The following is a 17775-nucleotide window of genomic DNA, read 5'->3' as shown; positions in this document are numbered from 1 at the left end:
GCGGTGCTACTGGCCGGCGTCCGTCTCCGCTGCTGTGGCTTGCTGGGGCTCCACCTGCGCGAGGCGGGCGCGCAGGGCACCGGTGACAACCTGGTAGCAGTCGCTGCCCAGGACCAGGCGCAGCGGGGCGGGCTGCTGGTCCACGCTCTCGATCACGCGGGTCGCGATCTTCGCCGCGTCGCCGACCCCCTCCGGGCGCTTCTCCTGGAAGGTGTGCACGAAGCCCGCCGGGGTGCCTTCGTACGCGGCCAGCGGCTCGCCGATCTGCAGGGCCTGGCCGAACGCGGTGCGAGCGCCGCCCGGCTCGACCAGTGTGACCCCGATACCGAAGGGGGCGACCTCACCGGCGAGGGCCTCCATGAATCCTTCGACACCCCACTTGCTCGCGTGATAGAGCGAGGCGCCCGGGTGGGCGGACAGGCCGGCAACCGAGGAGAGCTGGATCAGCCGGCCGCCGCCCTGGGCGCGCAGGTGCGGCAGCGCCGCCCGGGCCGTCTGGATCGCGCCGAGCAGGTTGGTGGTGATCTGGTGCGTGACCTGCTCGTCGGTGACCTCCTCGGCCGCGCCGAACAAGCCGTAGCCGGCGTTGATCACCACGACGTCGATGCGGCCCAGCTCGGCGAAGGCGGCATCGACGACTTCGCGAATCCGCGGCAGGTCGGTGACGTCGAGGTGGCCGAGCCAGAAGCGGTCGCCGTACTTGGCCTGGAGGTCGTCGACCGACCCCTCTCGGCGGACCGTGCCGGCGACCCGGTCGCCGCGTTCGAGTAGCCGCTCGGCGAACTCCCGGCCGAAACCGCTGTTGACGCCGGTGATGAACCACGTGCGTGTCGTCATACCGACGATCATCGGCTCCGTTCACCCACAGCGGCAGCCCCTGGTGTTCCTGGTAGTACGAGGGGCACCCGCCGCCCGCGCGGCGATTACGCTGGCAGGGTGGGCAACGCATTGGGTGAGTTCCTGCGCGCACGGCGTGAGCTCGTCACACCGGCGGAAGTGGGGCTACCGCCGGGAAACGGACCGCGCCGGGTTCCCGGGCTGCGCCGCGAAGAGGTCGCGTTGCTGGCCGGGATCAGCACCGAGTACTACCTGCGCCTCGAACAGGGTCGCGACCGCAACCCGTCCGCGCAGGTGATCGACGCGATCGCCCGGGTGCTGCAGCTCGACGCGGAGGGCACCGAGCATCTGCTGGCACTCGCCGGACCACGGCCGCGGCGCCCCGGCAGCCGGGCGGACCGACTCCCCGCGGGGCTCGACCTGCTGCTCCGGACGGTCAACGTGCCCGCGATGGTCTTCAACAGCTACGGCGATGTGCTGGCCGCGAACCCGCTGGCCCAGGCGGTGTGGCCGAACATGGCTCCGGGCACCAACCGGCTGCGGAACCTGTTCACCGATCACGTGCGGCGCAGCGTCGACCCCGACTGGACGAGCGACACCGCGCACGCCGTCGCCCACCTGCGGGCACAGATCGGCACCGACACCGACGACGAGCGCCTGCACGCGCTGATCGACGAGCTTTCCCTTGAGAGCGAGCGATTCCGGCAACTGTGGGCTCGCCACGACGTGCACACGGCCCGCGGCCGCAACGTCGTGCTCCACCATTCACGCGTGGGCGATCTGGAACTGCTGGTGGAAAAGTTCGCGGTGATCGGCGAGCGCGGTCTGGAGGTCCTGCTCCTGCACGCGGAACCCGACACACCGTCGGCCGACAAGCTCGCGACTCTCAGCGATCTGGTTTCAGCAGGGAATTGACACTGGAAAGGAAAAGCGGGGTTCGCCGGCGGGCTACCGCGTGAGCCAAACCCGCCACAGGGCCGTCGGATCGGAGAGGGGGTCGCCGTGCACGAGGCTGAAGTGTGCGGGCGCACCGGGGACGAGGCGGCCGGCGTGTTCGAGACCGAGTAGCTCGCCGCCCCGCCATGTCGCGGCGGCGAGCGCCGTCGCTGGCTCCAGCCCGGCTTCGATCATCGCCTCCACCGTCCAGGCCAGCTGGTTGGCCCGCAGCGAACCACCGCCGAAGTCCGAACCGGCGGCGATGCGGACCCCCGCGCGGTCCGCCAGGCGCAGGCTTTCCGCCGCGATCTCCAACCGCTCTTCGTACGTCACCGCCTGATCTTCGACGAAGAGGCCGGTGGCGGAGGTCTTGGTGAACGTCAGCCAGGACTTCTCCACGCCCAGTGTCGAAACGAGCGTGACACCGTGGGACACCATCAACGCCACGGTGTCGTCGTCGAGCATCTCACCGTGCTCGACACTGTCAATGCCGGCCTCCGCCGCGACCCTGCAGCCGGGCAACGCTGTGGCGTGCGCTGCCACCTTTGCGCCTCGCTGGTGGGCCACCTCCACGGCCGCGGACACTTCCGCCGCCGTGAACGGAGCGGTGTCCGCGTCCGGCCCGTCGAGGTAGAGCTTGACCAGGTCCGCACCATCGTCGAGCTGGCGCCGCACCGCGGCCAAAAGATCGGCGCCGTGCTCGACTTCGACCGCCAGGCCCTCGGGGAGTACGCCGGAGCGAGTGAGCCAGGTGCCCGCGGCCCGGACGTATGGCCGGTCGAGCCGCCCGCGCCACCGGTCCCGCAGCACCAGGCTGGCGGCGCGCTCGGCGCCGCCGTCCTCCGGGATCGGGCGGCGCGGCGCGCCGACATCGCGGGCCCAGCGAATCCCGGCCCGCACCATGAGCTCGCCGTTCTCCTCCCCGACGGCGAGCAGCGTGTCCAGCGGCGCAAAACCGTGCGACACCCATTGGGCTCCGCCGGGCATCGACAGGTGGGCGTGCGAATCGACCATCCCGGGCACGATCGTCGCACCCGAACCGTCGATCTCCACGGCGCCCGCGACCCGGTCCGCTTCGGGGCGCTTGCCTCCGGTCCACACCTCGGCGAGCCGTCCGCCGAGTGCCCGTCCGCGAGCGCCGCCCCGGTGATCAACACCCGTTCGAGGCCGATCCGGGAGCCGGACGCCACAGTGAGGCGACTGTAGGCACGGAACCGTGCCGCTTTCAGCTAGCCGGCGGTGATCTTGCCCTTCCGGGCACGGGATTTCGCGCCGACGTAGGACGCGAGGTGCTCACCGGTCAGGGTCGACCGGCCGGCCACCAGATCCGCCGGGGTGCCTTCGAACACGATGCGGCCGCCGTCGTGGCCGGCGCCAGGGCCCAGGTCGATGATCCAGTCCGCGTGGGCCATCACGGCCTGGTGGTGCTCGATCACGATGACCGACTTGCCACCATCGACCAGGCGGTCCAGCAGACCGAGCAGCTGCTCGACATCGGCCAGGTGCAGACCCGTCGTCGGCTCGTCGAGGACGTAGACGTCGCCCTTTTCGCCCATCTGCGTCGCCAGTTTCAGCCGCTGCCGCTCGCCGCCGGACAAGGTCGTCAGCGGCTGGCCGAGGGTGAGATACCCCAGCCCGACATCGGCGAGCCGGTCGAGGATCTTGTGGGCGGCCGGCGTTTTCGCTTCCCCGTCCCCGAAAAACCGCTCGGCCTCGGCCACCGGCATCGCGAGCACTTCGCTGATGTCCTTGCCGCCGAACGTGTATTCCAGCACCTGCGCCTGGAACCGCTTGCCCTCGCACTCTTCGCACGGCGCGGCGACGGTCGCCATCATGCCCAGGTCCGTGTACACCACGCCGGCACCGTTGCAGTTCGGGCAGGCGCCCTCGGAGTTCGCGCTGAACAACGCCGGCTTCACGCCGTTGGCCTTGGCGAAAGCCTTCCGGATCGGTTCGAGCAGACCGGTGTACGTCGCCGGGTTGCTCCGCCGCGAGCCGCGGATCGCGGTCTGGTCCACCGCCACCACGCCATCCCGCCCGGACACCGAGCCGTGGATCAGCGAGCTCTTCCCCGAACCCGCCACCCCGGTGACGACGACCAGCACGCCGAGCGGGATGTCGACGTCGACGCTCTGCAGGTTGTGGGTCCCGGCGCCGCGGACCTCCAGCGCGCCCGACGACGTCCGCACCGAGGGCTTCAGCGAGGCGCGATCATCCAGATGCCGCCCGGTGATCGTGTCGCTGGCCCGCAGCCCCTCGACACTGCCCTCGAACACCACCTCGCCACCGGCCGTCCCGGCGCCGGGACCGAGATCCACGACATGGTCGGCGATCGCGATCGCTTCCGGCTTGTGTTCCACGACCAGCACCGTGTTGCCCTTGTCGCGCAGCTGCAGCAACAACGCGTTCATCCGCTGGATGTCATGCGGGTGCAGCCCGATCGTCGGCTCGTCGAAGACGTAGGTGACATCGGTGAGCGACGACCCGAGATGCCGGATCATCTTGGTGCGCTGCGCTTCGCCACCGGACAGCGTGCCCGACGGCCGGTCGAGCGACAGGTAGCCGAGCCCGATCTCGACGAACGAGTCGAGCGTGTGGCCCAGCGCCGCCAGCAACGGCGCGACCGACCGCTCCTTCAGCCCCCGGACCCACTCGGCGAGGTCGTTGATCTGCATCGCGCACGCGTCGGCGATGCTGACCCCCTTGATCTTCGACGAGCGCGCCTCCGCGCTCAGCCGGGTGCCCTCGCACTCGGGGCAGGTGGTGAACGTGACCGCCCGCTCCACGAAGGCGCGCACATGCGGCTGCAGCGAGTCGACATCCTTGGCCAGCATCGACTTCTGGATCCGCGGGATCAGCCCTTCGTAGGTCAGGTTGATGCCCTCGACCTTGATCTTGGTCGGCTCCCGGTACAGCAGGTCGTGCAGCTGCTTCTTGGTGAACCGCTTGATCGGCTTGTCCATGTCGAAGTAGCCGGAACCACTGAAGATGCGGCCGTACCAGCCGTCCATGCTGTAACCGGGGATCTTGAGCGCGCCGCCGCTGAGCGACTTCTCCTCGTCGTACAGCTGGGTCAGGTCGATGTCGTTGACCGAGCCGCGGCCCTCACAGCGCAGGCACATGCCGCCGGTGATGCTGAAGCTGCGCCGTTCCTTCACCGTCTGGCCGCCACGTTCCATCGTGACCGCGCCCGCGCCGCTGATCGACGCGACGTTGAACGAGTACGCCTGCGGCGAGCCGATATGCGGTTTTCCGAGGCGGCTGAACAGAATGCGCAGCATCGCGTTGGCGTCGGTCGCGGTGCCGACCGTCGAGCGCCGGTCGGCACCCATCCGCTCCTGGTCGACGATGATCGCCGTCGTCAGCCCGTCGAGCACGTCGACCTCGGGCCGGGCCAGCGTCGGCATGAAACCCTGCACGAACGCGCTGTAGGTCTCGTTGATCAGCCGCTGCGACTCGGCGGCGATGGTCGAGAACACCAGCGAGCTCTTGCCCGAACCGGAGACACCGGTGAACACGGTCAGCCGCCGTTTCGGCAGCTCGACGCTGACATCCTTGAGGTTGTTCTCGCGCGCGCCGTGCACGCGGATCAGGTCGTGGCTGTCGGCGACGTGCGGCGCGGCCGCGCTCGTCTCGGTTCTGGTGGCCATGTTCAGCGTTGCTCCTGGATACGAAGGAGGGTGCCCGCGGGATCGCGGAAAGCACAGTCGCGAACCCCGTACGGCTGGTCGGTCGGTTCCTGCACGACCTCGGCGCCGGCGGCCTGCAGCCGCTCGAACGTACTGTCCACGTTCTTGGTGGCGAGGTTGATGCTGGCGTACGTGCCCTTGGCCATCATCTCGGCGACGGTTCGGCGCTCGTCGTCGGTGAGGCCGGGCGTGGCCTCCATCGGGCAGAGCACGATCGACGTGCCGGGCTGACCGGGTGGGCCGACCGTGATCCAGTGCATCCCCTTGTACCCGACGTCGCCCCGGACCTCGAAGCCGAGAATGTCGCGATAGAACCTCAGCGCCTCGTCCCGGTCGTTCTGCGGGAGAAGGCTCGAGTGAATGGTGATGTCCATGCCGGTCACGCTAACTCCGGCTGGGGACCGGCGCTTCTCGATTCCTGACCGGCCGGGTCACCTGTTTCGCCACGCACGGCGGCATGCCCTCGGTCGCGTCCGCGGCCTGCTGCCGGTAGGTGCTCGGCGGCACGCCGACCAGCTCGGTGAAGCGAGTACTGAATGTGCCGAGCGACGAGCAGCCGACCTCGAAACAGACCTCGGTGACGCTCAGGTCGCCGCGGCGCAGCAGCGCCATCGCGCGTTCGATGCGCCGGGTCATCAGGTAGCTGTACGGCGATTCACCGAAGGCCTGCCGGAACTCGCGGCTGAGGTGCCCGGCCGACATGTGCGCGCCGCGGGCGAGCGCTTCCACGTCGAGCGGCTGCGCGTACTCCCGGTCGATCCGGTCGCGGACGCGGCGCAGCCGCGCCAGGTCGCTCAGGCGCTGCGTTTCGGCTGGTCTGCTGCTCACCTGCGCGATGGTGCCACGTTACTAATCCGACCAAAAGTAGGCGGACACGGTTCCGCAGCCGACCTGCTCGTAGAAACCCGTTTCCGCCGTGGCTGCCGTCGGATTAGTAACGAACGGCACAGTACGACCGGATTTCCCAGGCGCTCACAGTGCCTCGGCGGCCAGGCTCGCGTCGGCGGGCTCGACGAGGCCGTGGCGGACCGCGAGCGAGGCGGCCTCCAGCCGCGAATGCGCGCCGAGCTTGGTCAGCAACGCCCGCACGTGTGTCCGGACGGTCGCGACCGAAACCCCGAGCCGCTCGGCCATCGCCACCGTGGAATGCCCGTCGACGAGCAGGGCCAGGCACTGCCGCTCCCGGACGGTCAGCTGGCGCGCCCGCAACTCGATGTCCGGCGGCCCGCCGGCCACCCGCGCACGCTGCTGCGCGGGCAGCCCGACGAGCACCTCGCCGTGCACCACCCGGTTGATCGTGCCGAGCAGGTGCTCCAGGCTTTTCGTCTTGTGCAGGTAGCCGGCCGCGCCCGCGCGCAGCGCCCGCAGCACGGCGTCGTGGCTCGGGTCGGCGGTCAGCATGATCACCTTGGTGCCCGGGCTGACCGCGAGCACCGACTCGACACCGTCGTCGTGTTCGCCGTCGGCGAAGTTCCGGTCGAGCAGGCAGACGTCCGGCGCGGTGCGTTCGACGGTCCGCACCACCTCCTTGAGGCTCAATCCGGTGCCCACCACGCGCATTCCGTGCCGTTCCAGCACGGGCACGAGTGCCTCCAGGAATACGGCGTGATCGTCACCGCAGACGATGGTGGTCATGGCCTGCCCCTCCGCTGCCATCAACATGCTGTTCGGAAAAAATGATTTCCACCCGTGTCCCGCGCGGGCGGCGCGGCGCCGTCCGGGTGCGGGCGCCGCAGGCACGACTGAGCCGCGCGACCGCGGCCAGCCCTTGCCCGGACTGCTGCCCCAGTGCCTCACCGAAGCCGGGCCCGTCATCGGCGATTTCGATCGTCGGCGGCGACCGCCGGGTGATCGCGACGTCCACCCGGCCCGAGGGTCCCGCCGCGTGCACGGCGTTGTTCAGCAGGTTGATCAGGATGCGCCAGAGCGCGGTCCGGTCCACTTCGAGTTCGAGCGCACCGTTGCGGGTGAGCGTGACATGAGTCGGCCCCGCCAGATCGGCCTGCGCCACCAGTTGCGCCAGAAGTGGTTCCACCGCAACGGATCCGGCCGGGCGTTCACCGGAGAACGTGGTGTCGACCAGTGCCAGCAGGCGCTCGGTCTGCTGCGCGATCAGCTCCGCGCGGCGCCGGGCGAGCGGCGGTAACGAGGCCTCCGTGAGGATCGCCTCGGCCAGATACCCGAGAGTCGCTATCTCATGACCGATATCGTGTAGTATGTCGCGGGCCGCATCCACCCATTCTCACCTCGCACCATACGCGCGGGTAACCCCCACTCCGGACAAAACCCTGCCGTCGGTTACGTCGGTCAGGAAACGCGGTTGTTACACGGAATGTGAGGGGACACGAGGTGTTTCCATGGTCTTCGGGTAGCTGTTGTTTTTCCGATTTCAACCGTGTGCGTTCACACCACTCGTGGTGATGATCTTTTGCCATGGTCCGGGCGGCACGTCTTTGCTGTCCACGAACTGCCAGTCCACGCGATCGTTCTCACCGTTGAGGTCGCGGAAGCCGAGACACCCGTTGAGCGCGGGGGAAACGTCCATGCCGGCGCCGTTGTAGCGAGTGTTCGCGGGGCGTTCGTCAGTGGTCGAGAAGACGTACCGCGCGTCCGCGTATTCGCCCGGCCCGGCATCTTCGACCTGCCCGTAGCAAATACGATCACCGCTGCGGATCCGGACCCAGTGATTCTTGAGGAAACTGACTGACCGGTCAGTAGCACTGCTCGCGAATTCGGGCTGCACCGCCCATGGCACCACCTGGCCACGCATGGCGAACGCACGATCGTCATTGACGTCGTCGAATGGCAGATCCAGATAGAACGGATTTTCGCGGGGTGCGAAGCGGGTCGGGAAATAATCATTCGCGGCCGTGCGTGGTTCGGTCTCGCAGGAACCGTTCAGCAGCACGCCGTCGCAGCCGCCGTAGTGCTCGAGCCAGTCGTCGTCGTAGGCCGAGGTCACCTGGCTGCCGTCGGCGGCGGTCGGGTCGAAGATCTCGCCCACCCAGAACGTCGTCGCGACGATCCGGGTGTGCCACGGATCGGGCTCCGGGCCCGGTTGGGGAGCGGGCCCGGAGCAGGCGACCACCAGCAACAGCAACATCGCCAGTGGCCAGGCGATCCGGTCAGTCACCAGGCGCCGCGGCGGGGATGACCACGCCCCGCACCGAAGGCACCAGCGGTTTGGCGTTCTTGCCCCACTGGTGGCTGACGATGGCTCCGCGCAGCGGCGACGGCGATCCGGCCGCGGTCGCGGCGGCGCGCACCGCGGGGGTGCCCGAACCGCTGGCCAAGCCGTAGTCATCCGTCGTCAGCGTGCCGTTGGCGATCAGGGACAGCCCGAAACTGAACCCCACGCCACCGGCCGGGAGCGGGGGCGTGGTGAACGTGCCCTGCGTCCAGTTCGGCGCGGCGGCCAGCCACGGCCCGGACGTCCAGTACGTCCAGAAGCCGTCCGTCGTGCGGTAGTACAGCGCGAACTGGGTTATCGCCGTGGACTTGTACCAGACCGACACCGTGTATGTCTGGCCCGCGGTGCCGGTCGGGGTACACGCGCCGAGATCGAACGTCGGCAGCAGTTTCGCGTCCCCGTCCTGGTAGTTGGTGACGGTGAGTTGCTCGGCTGCCGTGCCGGTGTGCGCGGCGGTCGTCCGCGCCCAGGTGGCCGTGTTGTTGCCGTATCCGCCGGGCATATAGCAGTCGGGGAAACCGGTGCCGCTGGTCGAGGTCTCCAGCGAAGTGTTGACCAGCCCGGTGTTGGTCGACGCCGGCGCGGTGACGATCGGTTTCACCGTGCCGCCGACCACCTGGTTCACCGTCTTGACCGTGGTGCCACGGGACGTCCGCGCCGCGAGCCAGGACAGGAACTGGTCGAGCATCGTCGGCGTGATCGACAGCGCGTCACAGCCGGTGCCGGCACAGACGTGGTGGAACGTGAACGGCACCCAGCCGCCGGTGCGCTCGGCATTCGTGACCGCGCTCTGCATCTGCGCCAGCGTCCACGTGTTGTCGTGTTCGTCCAGCGCCTTCAGCGCGTACGGATCCGCCGGCGGGACGGTCTCGGCGTACGGACAGCCGTTGCAGCCGTGTGCGGAGCGCAGATCGCCCAGGCCGCGGGCGCTGTTGTAGCCACACTGCTGCGCGATGCTTTCGACCGACGCGTTCAACGCCGCGTACGGGTAGGCGAAGCTGGTGGCCTGGTAGCCCCAGCTCGCGAGTGCCGCGCGGCCGTTGCAGATCTGCCGTTTCGCCTCGTCCGCCGGCACCGTCGTCAGATCGGGGTGGTTGACCGTGTGGCCGGCGATCTCGTTGCCACCCGCGGACAGCGTCTGCAGGTCGGCACGGGTGAGATAGTTCGGCGCGCCGATCGAACCGGTGATGATGTAGAACGTGCCCTTCATCGCGTACTTGTCGAGGATCGGCTTCGCCTGCATCTGATCGGCGTTGCCGTCGTCGAAGGTCAGGCTCACCGCGGTCGTCGTCGCGGCCTGCGCCGGGGTGCTCACCACCGGCACGGTGAGGCCGCCGACCAGCAGCGCGGCGGCGGCCGCAATCACGTACACCCGTCTTCGCCGGGCGTTCGGTTGTCTGTTCCTTTTCATGCCATCTCACGTTAGGGCCGGACGGCGTGCGGCGACTCCCACCAACGGCCTAGCCCCCCTACCGCATTTTGCCCACCCCACAATGATTTCCGGCCGGTCTCGGCGGCCGCGGGACTTTGTTCCTCCGTCATTTGCGGGAGTGGCGGCTCGCGCAGCTGGACGACGACAATGCTCCCGTTGCACGCTTTGCTGGTCAATGTGGACGCCACACGGCTCTTTCTCGTCGACGAACAGCAACTGTTCGCCGACGTTCTGCTGATGGGCCTGAAGTCCACCTCGGGGGTGCGTGTCGCCGGGCATCGGACACCGCGCGATCCCCAGCTGTCCCTGGCACTGACCGGCGCGCAGCCGGATGTCGTGAGCGTGGACGTCGAGCAGCTCGGCGCGCGGCTGCCCACGGACATCGAAGACTGGCGCCGGGCCGCCCCGCGGGCGCGGTTCGCCGCGCTCACCGGCAGCCGCGACCCGGCGCTCGCCGCCCAGGCCGTCCGGGCCGGTATTCACGTGTGGATCCCGAAGGAGAGCTCCACCGAGCGGCTGGTCGAGCTGGTGCACGTGGCGCGTGCCGGGCACGCCTGGTATCCACCGGCACTGCTCGCGCAGGTGTTCGTGCGGCTGCCCGGCGACAGACGCGCGCGGCCGCGCCCGCTCGACGTCCTCAGCCACCGCGAGAACGACGTACTCCGGGCCATGGTCGACGGTGCCCGCGGCCCGGAGATCGCCCGCCGGCTCAACCTGTCCCGGCACACCGTCCGCACCCACATGAGGAACATCTTCCGGAAATTGAATGTCCACAGTGGACTAGAACTGGTCAAGCTCGCGCGTGCCGCCGGGCTCGGACCGGACAACTCATCCAGAAAGGAGTGAGCCGCCTTGACCATCGCATCCTCGAGACCACGTTCCGTCGCCGTCGTCGGCATGGGCTACGTGGGCTTGCCCACGGCACTGGCCCTGCACGAGGCGGGCGCCAGAACGATCGGCCTCGACGTGAGCACCGAACGCTTGCGCACCATCACCTCCGGTGAACCCGACCTCGTCGACGCGGACCGCGAACGCCTCGCCCGCGCCCGGCACGACCCCGGCTTCCAGTTGACCGAAGACGAAACCAGGCTCGCCGAAGCGGACGCCGTCATCGTCTGCGTACCCACCCCGCTGGACGACCACCTCAGCCCCGAACTGAGCCCGTTGCGTGCCGCGTGCCGCGCCGTCGTCGAGCACGCGCGACCCGGGCAGACGCTCATCCTCACCTCGACCAGCTTCGTCGGCACGACGCGGCAACTGCTCGTGGAACCGTTGGCGGACCGCGGATTCGAGGTCGGCTCGGACATCTTCGTCGCGTTCAGCCCGGAGCGGATCGACCCGGGCCGCCCCGACCACACCCAGCAGGAGACCCCGCGCGTCGTCGGCGGCCCGACGCCGCAGTGCGCCACCGCGGCACGAGCCGTGCTGGGCCTGCTCACGCCGATGCTGCACGAGGTCAGCTCCGCCGAAGCCGCCGAACTCACCAAGCTGTACGAAAATTCCTTCCGCGCGGTGAACATCGCGCTGGCCAACGAGTTCGCCGAGATCTGCGGCACGCTGGAGCTCGACCCGATCGAGATCACCAGGGCCGCGGCGACCAAACCCTATGGTTTCCTGGCGTTCTATCCCGGACCCGGCGTCGGCGGGCACTGCATCCCGTGCGATCCGCACTACCTGCTGTGGCAGCTCAAGGCGGTCCGCGTCACCGCGCCGCTCGTCACGCAGGCCATGACCCTGATCTCCGACCGTCCGCAGCGCGTGGTCGCCCGCACGCTGGAAACGCTTTCCCACGCCGGCCGGGGCGTCGCGGGCGCACGCGTCGTCGTCGTGGGCGCCAGCTACAAGCCCGGCGTGGCCGACCTGCGGGAGTCCTCGGCGCTGGAGATCATCGCCGACCTGCTCGCCCGCGGCGCGAAGGTGGACTACTACGACCCGATGGTCGACCGGCTCGCGCTGGACGGCGGGCGGGTGCTGGAAAGCGTGACCGAACCACACGGCACCGACTGGGATCTCGCGCTCGTGCACACGACCCATCCCGGGCACGACTACAGCTGGGTCGGGCACTGCCCGATCGTGCTCGACGCCACCTACACGTTCACTGACGCGCCCGAGCGCGCGCTCGTCTGAAGGGGAACCGCATGCGGGTTGTCGTCACGGGGGGCGCCGGTTTCATCGGCTCGCACCTGACCGAGTATCTGCTGAGCCTCGGCCACGAGGTCATCGTGCTGGACGACTTCAGCACCGGCACCGCGCGCAATCTTCGAGCACTGTCGGCAAATCCGCGGCTGACGGTGGTGCCCGGCTCGGTGTGCGACGCGACGATCGTCGAAACGTGCCTGGCGGGTGCGGACGCGGTGTACCACCTCGCGGCCGCGGTCGGCGTGTTCACCATTCTCGACCGGACACTGGAAAGCCTGCGCACGAACCTGACCGGCACCGAGACGGTGCTGGCCGCCGCGAGCCGGGCGGGCGCGCGGATGCTGCTCGCCTCGACCAGCGAGATCTACGGCAAGAACACCGCGATGGGGCTGCGCGAGGAAGACGACCGGATCATCGGTTCGCCGCTGAAGAACCGGTGGTCCTACGCGGAGGCGAAGGCGCTGGACGAGACGTTCGCGCACCTCTACGCGGTCGAAAAGGGGCTGCGGACGGTGATCGTGCGGCTGTTCAACACCGTCGGGCCGCGGCAGACCGGGCGCTACGGCATGGTGGTGCCGAGGTTCGTCGACCAGGCGCTGGCCGGGAAACCGTTGACGGTCTTCGGAACCGGGCAGCAGTCGCGGTGCTTCTGCCATGTGCTCGACGTCGTGCCGGCGCTGGTCGCGCTGCTCGAAGACGAGCGCGCGCACGGCACCGTGTTCAACCTCGGCAACCCGGAGCCGGTCACCATCGAGGAGCTCGCACACCGGGTCCTGGTCCGCACCGGTTCACCGGCCGGCATCGTGCGGGTGCCGTACGAGCAGGCGTACGGACCGGGATACGAGGACATGGAACGGCGCGTGCCGGACTGCACGAAAGCCAAGCAGGCCATAGGTTTCCAGCCTGCCAGGGGGCTCGACGACATCCTGGACGGCGTGCTGGCGGACCGGACGGCCGCGGTGCCGAGATGACCGGGGTGCGCCGGGGTCCGGTGGCGCTGCTGATCGCCTGCGAGCTGCTGCTCGTGACGATCCTGCCGGACTCCGGCGCCGGGGCGGCCTCCCCGATCGCCACGATCGCGTCGATGCCGTACTGGAACATCGTGGGCGGCACGAACTCCGTGCTCGCGCACCCGGACGTCGTGAACGAAGCATCGCCGTGGCTGTACGGGCTCGACGAGCAGGGCGGCGCGCACCCCACCGTCGCACTGCAGCAAGGCCAGGCCACGACCGACGGCGCGGCCCAGCTGGCCCGGTTGCGCGACGCCGGCGTCGAGGTCACGCCGACGATCGCGAACGTGTCGGCGGGTCAGTGGCGGCCGGACGTGGTGAAGGCGATCCTGCACGATCCGGCGGCGATGCGGCGGCATGTCGACGACATCGTCGCGCTCGTGCAGCGCGAGAACTACGCGGGGATCGACATCGACTACGAAGAACTGTCCAATTCGGACCGAAAAGTCTTCAGCGATTTCCTCCAGCTACTCGGGAATGCCTTGCACGCACACGGAAAACGGCTCTCGGTGGACGTCTTCGCCAAGCCCACCGACGCCGGCTACGACGAACGCAACCGGGCACAGGACTACGCCGCGATCGGCCGCGCCGCCGACCAGGTGCGGCTGATGGCCTACGACTACCACTGGCAGACCTCGGCGCCCGGGCCGATCTCGCCGATCTCATGGGTGCGCTCGGTGCTCGACTACGCCGTCACGCAGATCCCGCGGGCCAAGCTGGTGCTCGGGATCCCGATGTACGGCTACGACTGGGTGGGGCACGCCGGCACGCCGGTGAGCTGGTTGCAGGTCTACGGCCGGTCGCGGGTGTTCGGCGCACCGGTCGACTGGGACGGGGTCAGCGAGTCGCCGCATCTCGGGTACGTCGACGGCGACGGCCAGCGGCACGAGCTGTGGTTCGAAAACGCTTACAGCGCCTCGACGAAGCTCGACCTGGCGCGCGAATACCGGATCGGCGGGGTGTTCCTCTGGATGTTCGGCCCGGAGGACGACCTGATCTGGACCAAGCTCGCCCAGCACTGGTATCAGGTCGGGCGCGCACGGGAGGCGGGATCATGATTCCGGTCGTGGTACTGGCGATCTTCATCCTCGGGATCAACTTCACGATCTGGGGAATGGCGGGCATCGCGCGGGCGGTCGAGCAGCGGCTGGGGCCACCCCGCGTGCTGAACTACGGCGAGAGGTCGCGCGAGGTCAGCCTGCCCGAGGTGGCGGTGCTGATGGCGGCCCATAACGAGGAAGTGGTGATCGCGGATTCGCTCGCCGCGATCACCGAACTCGTGCCGGCGGACCAGGTTTACGTAGTGTCGGACGGTTCCACCGACCGCACGGTGGAGCTCGCCCAACAGGCCGGGGTGCACGTCACACAGACGCCGGTGAACGTGGGGAAGGCGGGCGCGCTACTGGAAGGCATCCGGCATTTCGCTCTCCAGCGCTTCCACGCGGTGCTGCTGCTCGACGCGGACACCCGGCTCGACCCCGGCTACTTCGACGCGGCACTGCCGGAATTCGACGACCCGGAGGTCGTCGCGGTGGCCGGCTGCGCGGTGACCGACTGGCGCTCGTCGCGGCGCGGCCTGGCCGCGCTCCTGCTGACCGCACATCGCTCCCGGATTTACGCGCTGCTGCAACGATTGCTGAAGTTCGGGCAGACCTGGTGGCGCACCAACGCGACGTACATCGTGCCGGGGTTCGCGAGCCTGTACCGCGGGGAAGTGTTACCACATCTCGACATCAACCCGCCAGGGCTGGTGATCGAGGACTTCAACATGACGTTCGAGGTGTACCGGCGGCGGCTCGGCAAGGTGGGTTTCTCGCTCGCCGCGCGGGCGGTCACCCAGGATCCGGACAACTGGCGGGACTACGTGCGGCAGACCCGGCGGTGGGCGCTCGGTTTCTGGCAGACGGCGCGCCGGTTCCGGCCACGGCCCGACCTGTTCACCGCGATGCTGCTCGGCTATATCGCGGAACTCGTCTTCGCGAGCATCCTCATGGTGCTGTTGCCGATGGTCGTGCTGCTGCTCGCGCTACCGGCGGTGTTCCCGGCGCTGGGCGTCGCACCCGGTTTCGGCGAGGCGTACCACGCGGTGGCGGACTACGTGTCGCTCGGCACGATCGGGCTGGGCGTGCTGCTGCCCGATGTCGTGCTGACACTGGCGATCGCGATCGTCGAGCGACGGTGGCGGTATCTGCTGGCGATGCCTTTCTATTTGCCACTAAGGATTCTCGACGCGGCGATCGGCCTGTTCGCGATCTGGCTGGCGTGGCGTGCGCGGTCCACCGGGCGCTGGCAGAGCCCGACCCGCCGCCCCGCCGAGGACGATGCGATGGTCATGGCGGATTGACATGGCCCGAGCTAGCCGGCACGGAACGCGGCGCGATAGGACTTCGGCGTCGTACCGACGACGCGCTTGAACCGGTCCCGAAACGCTGTCGCTGAGCCGAATCCGACCTCGCCGGCGATGCGGTCGACGGCGTGGTCGGTCGCTTCGAGCAGATGTTGCGCCCGCCGGATACGCGCGCGAAGCAGCCACTGCAACGGGGTCGTGCCGATCTGTTCGCGGAAACGGCGATTCAGGCTGCGGGCGCTCATCCCGGCGTGTGCCGCGATCTGGTCCAGTGTCAGGTCCCGGGCCGCGTTGTCCCCGAGCCAGCGCAGTACCGGTTCCAGCACGGAACCCTGTGGCGTCGGCGGCTGGTCGGGCACGATGAACTGGGCCTGTCCGCCTTCGCGCTCCAACGGCATCACCGACAACCGTGCGGCGTCGGCGGCCACCGCGGAACCGTGGTCGCGGCGGATCAGGTGCAGGCACAGGTCCAGTCCGGCCGCCGCACCGGCCGAGGTGAGGAACTGGCCACTGTCCACATAAAGCACATCCGCGTCGACGTCGATTTCGGGATGGCGCCGGGCAAGCAGCGCGGCGGCGCGCCAGTGGGTGGTCGCGCGGAGCCCGTCGAGCAGACCGGTCGCGGCCAGAATGAACGCGCCGGAACAGATCGAGGCGATCCTGGTGCCGTCCGCCGCGGCCTTGCGCAGCGCGTCGAGAACCTCGTCCGGCACCGGCGCGGTGAGATCGGCACAGCCGGGCAGGATGATCGTGTCCGCCTCGGCCAGCGCGTCCAGGCCCCAGGGCGCGTGCAGGGTGAACGCACCGGCGTCGACGGCCGGGGTGACGCCGGAGATCCGGATGTCGTAAGCCGGCCGTCCGTCCGGCAGCACGGTGCGGGTGAACACCTCGATCGGCGTGGCCAGGTCGAACGGGATGACCTTGTCCAGCGCCAGGACAGCCACTGTGTGCATGCCTGGACGGTAACCGCCAGGGGCGCGGCGAGAATCCGGTGGTATCTGGCGATCCAGCCCGTTCCGGCGCCGGGTGCGCGTGGTTACCGTCCGCTCATGACCATTGTCGCGCCCATTCTCATCGGCGTTCTTTATGTATTTCTCAATTCCTTCATCCGCGAACCGCACCGGCGCAGGTTCAACGCGATCATGGTCGCCGGGGCCGGCGCGGCCTATCTCAGCGGCGGCGGACTCGGCCCGTGGGAAATCGTCTTCACCGCCCTTGTCACCTACTGCGCGTTCCGTGGCCTGGAATCCTGGACGTTCATCGGTATCGCCTGGCTCCTGCACACAACCTGGGACGTCGTCCACTATCTGCGCGGTGAGCCGATTCTCCCGTTCGCGCACGGGTCGTCGCTGGGCTGCGCGATCTGTGACCCGGTGATCGCGATCTGGTGCTTCAGCGGTGGTCGCCCGCTCACGGTTTCAGGCCTATTGCGGCGAGTCCGAGGCGTTGGGCAAGTGCGGGCGGAGTGAGCGCGGGCCCGTCCGGCCACCACTGGTCGAGTTCGGCGAGACCGGGTTCGAGCAGCTCGAGACCGGTGAGCAGGGCCTCGATCTCGGCGCGCCGGCGGAACCTCCCGGTGTGCGGGCAGCGGGCCTGCCACGTCGCTTCCAGCGCGCGGGCCTGCTCGTGGCGCTCGTCATCGGGATCCCACCAGTGGCTCAGCGCGACCGCGGATCCCGGCGCGAGCGCGTCGAGATAGCTGGTCATGATCTTCACGGGCTGCGCGTCGTCGTCGATGTGATGCAGCGTGTCGATGTGCAGCACCGCGATGGGCAGGCTGAAGTCCAGCAAACCGGCCACCGCGGGCAGGAACTCGTCGGGACAGGTGTAGTCGGCCTGCACCACGAAGGTTTCGTCGTCCTCCAGCAGCGCCCGGCCGTGCGCGACGATGGCCCGGTCGGCCTCGGTGTAGACGACCCGGCCGTCGAGGTTGTGGCGCTGGACGATTTCGTGGGTGTTGTCCACCGCGACGGGGAGGCCGACACCGCAGTGGAGGAATTGGCCGAACCCTTGGCCGGCCAGATACCGCACGGCCCGGCCGTGCCAGCGATGCTGCGCCCGCACCAGCTCGCGGAAGCTCGGTACCGCGGCCTCGAGCTCGGCGAGCAGCGCGCGGTCGTCGGCGTAGTTGTCCTTGCCGTCCAAAGCCGCGTCACGTACTCGACTGATCTCTGCCACAACCAGGCGACGATCGA

The 17775-nt window shown here is 69.0% G+C and carries 18 protein-coding genes; 7 read left to right on the top strand and 11 right to left on the bottom strand.

Going from position 1 to position 17775, the window contains the following annotated elements; all coding sequences use genetic code 11:
- Positions 1–6: 6 nt before the first annotated feature.
- Positions 7–837, bottom strand: a complete 831-nt coding sequence (locus LOZ83_RS12520; protein ID WP_236790623.1) for an SDR family oxidoreductase — start codon at positions 835–837, stop codon at positions 7–9.
- Between the two features lie 99 nt (positions 838–936).
- Between LOZ83_RS12520 and LOZ83_RS12515 the strand changes: the two genes are divergently transcribed.
- A complete protein-coding gene (locus LOZ83_RS12515) occupies positions 937–1752 on the top strand; it encodes a helix-turn-helix domain-containing protein (RefSeq protein WP_236790622.1) in 816 nt (271 codons plus the stop codon).
- Between the two features lie 33 nt (positions 1753–1785).
- Here the strand turns inward: LOZ83_RS12515 and LOZ83_RS12510 are convergent, their stop codons facing one another.
- The 8 genes from LOZ83_RS12510 to LOZ83_RS12475 form a co-directional block, all read right to left on the bottom strand.
- Entirely contained in the window at positions 1786–2874 is a 1089-nt protein-coding gene (locus LOZ83_RS12510; RefSeq protein ID WP_236790621.1) for an amidohydrolase family protein, read from the bottom strand.
- Between the two features lie 128 nt (positions 2875–3002).
- The gene (locus LOZ83_RS12505) at positions 3003–5423 is read right to left on the bottom strand and encodes an excinuclease ABC subunit UvrA (RefSeq protein ID WP_236790620.1); all 2421 of its coding nucleotides are present in this window, start codon (positions 5421–5423) and stop codon (positions 3003–3005) included.
- Between the two features lie 2 nt (positions 5424–5425).
- On the bottom strand, positions 5426–5836 hold the full coding sequence (locus tag LOZ83_RS12500) for a VOC family protein (protein ID WP_236790619.1): 411 nt from the start codon (positions 5834–5836) through the stop codon (positions 5426–5428).
- A 10-nt stretch (positions 5837–5846) separates the two neighbouring features.
- Positions 5847–6290, bottom strand: a complete 444-nt coding sequence (locus LOZ83_RS12495) for a helix-turn-helix transcriptional regulator (protein ID WP_236790618.1) — start codon at positions 6288–6290, stop codon at positions 5847–5849.
- A gap of 144 nt (positions 6291–6434) precedes the next feature.
- On the bottom strand, positions 6435–7097 hold the full coding sequence (locus LOZ83_RS12490) for a response regulator transcription factor (RefSeq protein WP_236790617.1): 663 nt from the start codon (positions 7095–7097) through the stop codon (positions 6435–6437).
- Positions 7075–7698 carry an ATP-binding protein gene (locus LOZ83_RS40390; protein WP_236790616.1) on the bottom strand — a complete coding sequence of 208 codons (624 nt, stop codon included), beginning with the start codon at positions 7696–7698 and terminating at the stop codon, positions 7075–7077. Before LOZ83_RS40390 ends, LOZ83_RS12490 begins: the two co-directional genes overlap by 23 nt.
- A 153-nt stretch (positions 7699–7851) precedes the next feature.
- A complete protein-coding gene (locus LOZ83_RS12480; protein WP_236790615.1) occupies positions 7852–8562 on the bottom strand; it encodes a hypothetical protein in 711 nt (236 codons plus the stop codon).
- A 25-nt stretch (positions 8563–8587) separates the two neighbouring features.
- On the bottom strand, positions 8588–10063 hold the full coding sequence (locus LOZ83_RS12475; protein ID WP_236790614.1) for a polysaccharide deacetylase family protein: 1476 nt from the start codon (positions 10061–10063) through the stop codon (positions 8588–8590).
- A 177-nt stretch (positions 10064–10240) separates the two neighbouring features.
- Between LOZ83_RS12475 and LOZ83_RS12470 the strand changes: the two genes are divergently transcribed.
- The 5 genes from LOZ83_RS12470 to LOZ83_RS12450 are packed head-to-tail and all read left to right on the top strand — an operon-like array spanning position 10241 to position 15577.
- A complete protein-coding gene (locus LOZ83_RS12470; RefSeq protein WP_236790613.1) occupies positions 10241–10930 on the top strand; it encodes a response regulator transcription factor in 690 nt (229 codons plus the stop codon).
- A 6-nt stretch (positions 10931–10936) separates the two neighbouring features.
- Entirely contained in the window at positions 10937–12211 is a 1275-nt protein-coding gene (locus LOZ83_RS12465) for a nucleotide sugar dehydrogenase (protein ID WP_236790612.1), read from the top strand.
- A gap of 11 nt (positions 12212–12222) precedes the next feature.
- Entirely contained in the window at positions 12223–13194 is a 972-nt protein-coding gene (locus tag LOZ83_RS12460) for an NAD(P)-dependent oxidoreductase (RefSeq protein WP_236790611.1), read from the top strand.
- The gene (locus tag LOZ83_RS12455; RefSeq protein WP_236790610.1) at positions 13191–14291 is read left to right on the top strand and encodes a glycosyl hydrolase family 18 protein; all 1101 of its coding nucleotides are present in this window, start codon (positions 13191–13193) and stop codon (positions 14289–14291) included. The genes LOZ83_RS12460 and LOZ83_RS12455 overlap by 4 nt, the downstream gene beginning before the upstream one ends.
- The gene (locus LOZ83_RS12450) at positions 14288–15577 is read left to right on the top strand and encodes a glycosyltransferase family 2 protein (protein ID WP_236790609.1); all 1290 of its coding nucleotides are present in this window, start codon (positions 14288–14290) and stop codon (positions 15575–15577) included. The genes LOZ83_RS12455 and LOZ83_RS12450 overlap by 4 nt, the downstream gene beginning before the upstream one ends.
- Before the next feature lie 11 nt (positions 15578–15588).
- Here LOZ83_RS12450 and LOZ83_RS12445 read toward each other — a convergent pair whose 3' ends face one another.
- Positions 15589–16533: a GlxA family transcriptional regulator gene (locus LOZ83_RS12445; protein ID WP_236790608.1), complete on the bottom strand. Its 945-nt coding sequence runs from the start codon at positions 16531–16533 to the stop codon at positions 15589–15591.
- Positions 16534–16629: 96 nt separating this feature from the next.
- Here LOZ83_RS12445 and LOZ83_RS12440 point away from each other — a divergent pair, with 96 nt between their 5' ends.
- Positions 16630–17049, top strand: a complete 420-nt coding sequence (locus tag LOZ83_RS12440) for a DUF6010 family protein (protein ID WP_236790607.1) — start codon at positions 16630–16632, stop codon at positions 17047–17049.
- Here LOZ83_RS12440 and LOZ83_RS12435 read toward each other — a convergent pair.
- Positions 16991–17758 carry an SAM-dependent methyltransferase gene (locus tag LOZ83_RS12435; protein WP_236790606.1) on the bottom strand — a complete coding sequence of 256 codons (768 nt, stop codon included), beginning with the start codon at positions 17756–17758 and terminating at the stop codon, positions 16991–16993. The genes LOZ83_RS12440 and LOZ83_RS12435 overlap by 59 nt on opposite strands.
- Positions 17759–17775: the final 17 nt, after the last annotated feature.

It is taken from the genome of Amycolatopsis sp. GM8 (genome assembly GCF_021653975.1).
In the GTDB taxonomy this organism is placed as follows: Bacteria; Actinomycetota; Actinomycetes; order Mycobacteriales; family Pseudonocardiaceae; genus Amycolatopsis_E.
The sequence above is the reverse complement of the archived record's forward strand: the minus strand, read 5'-3'. Positions and strand labels throughout refer to the sequence as shown.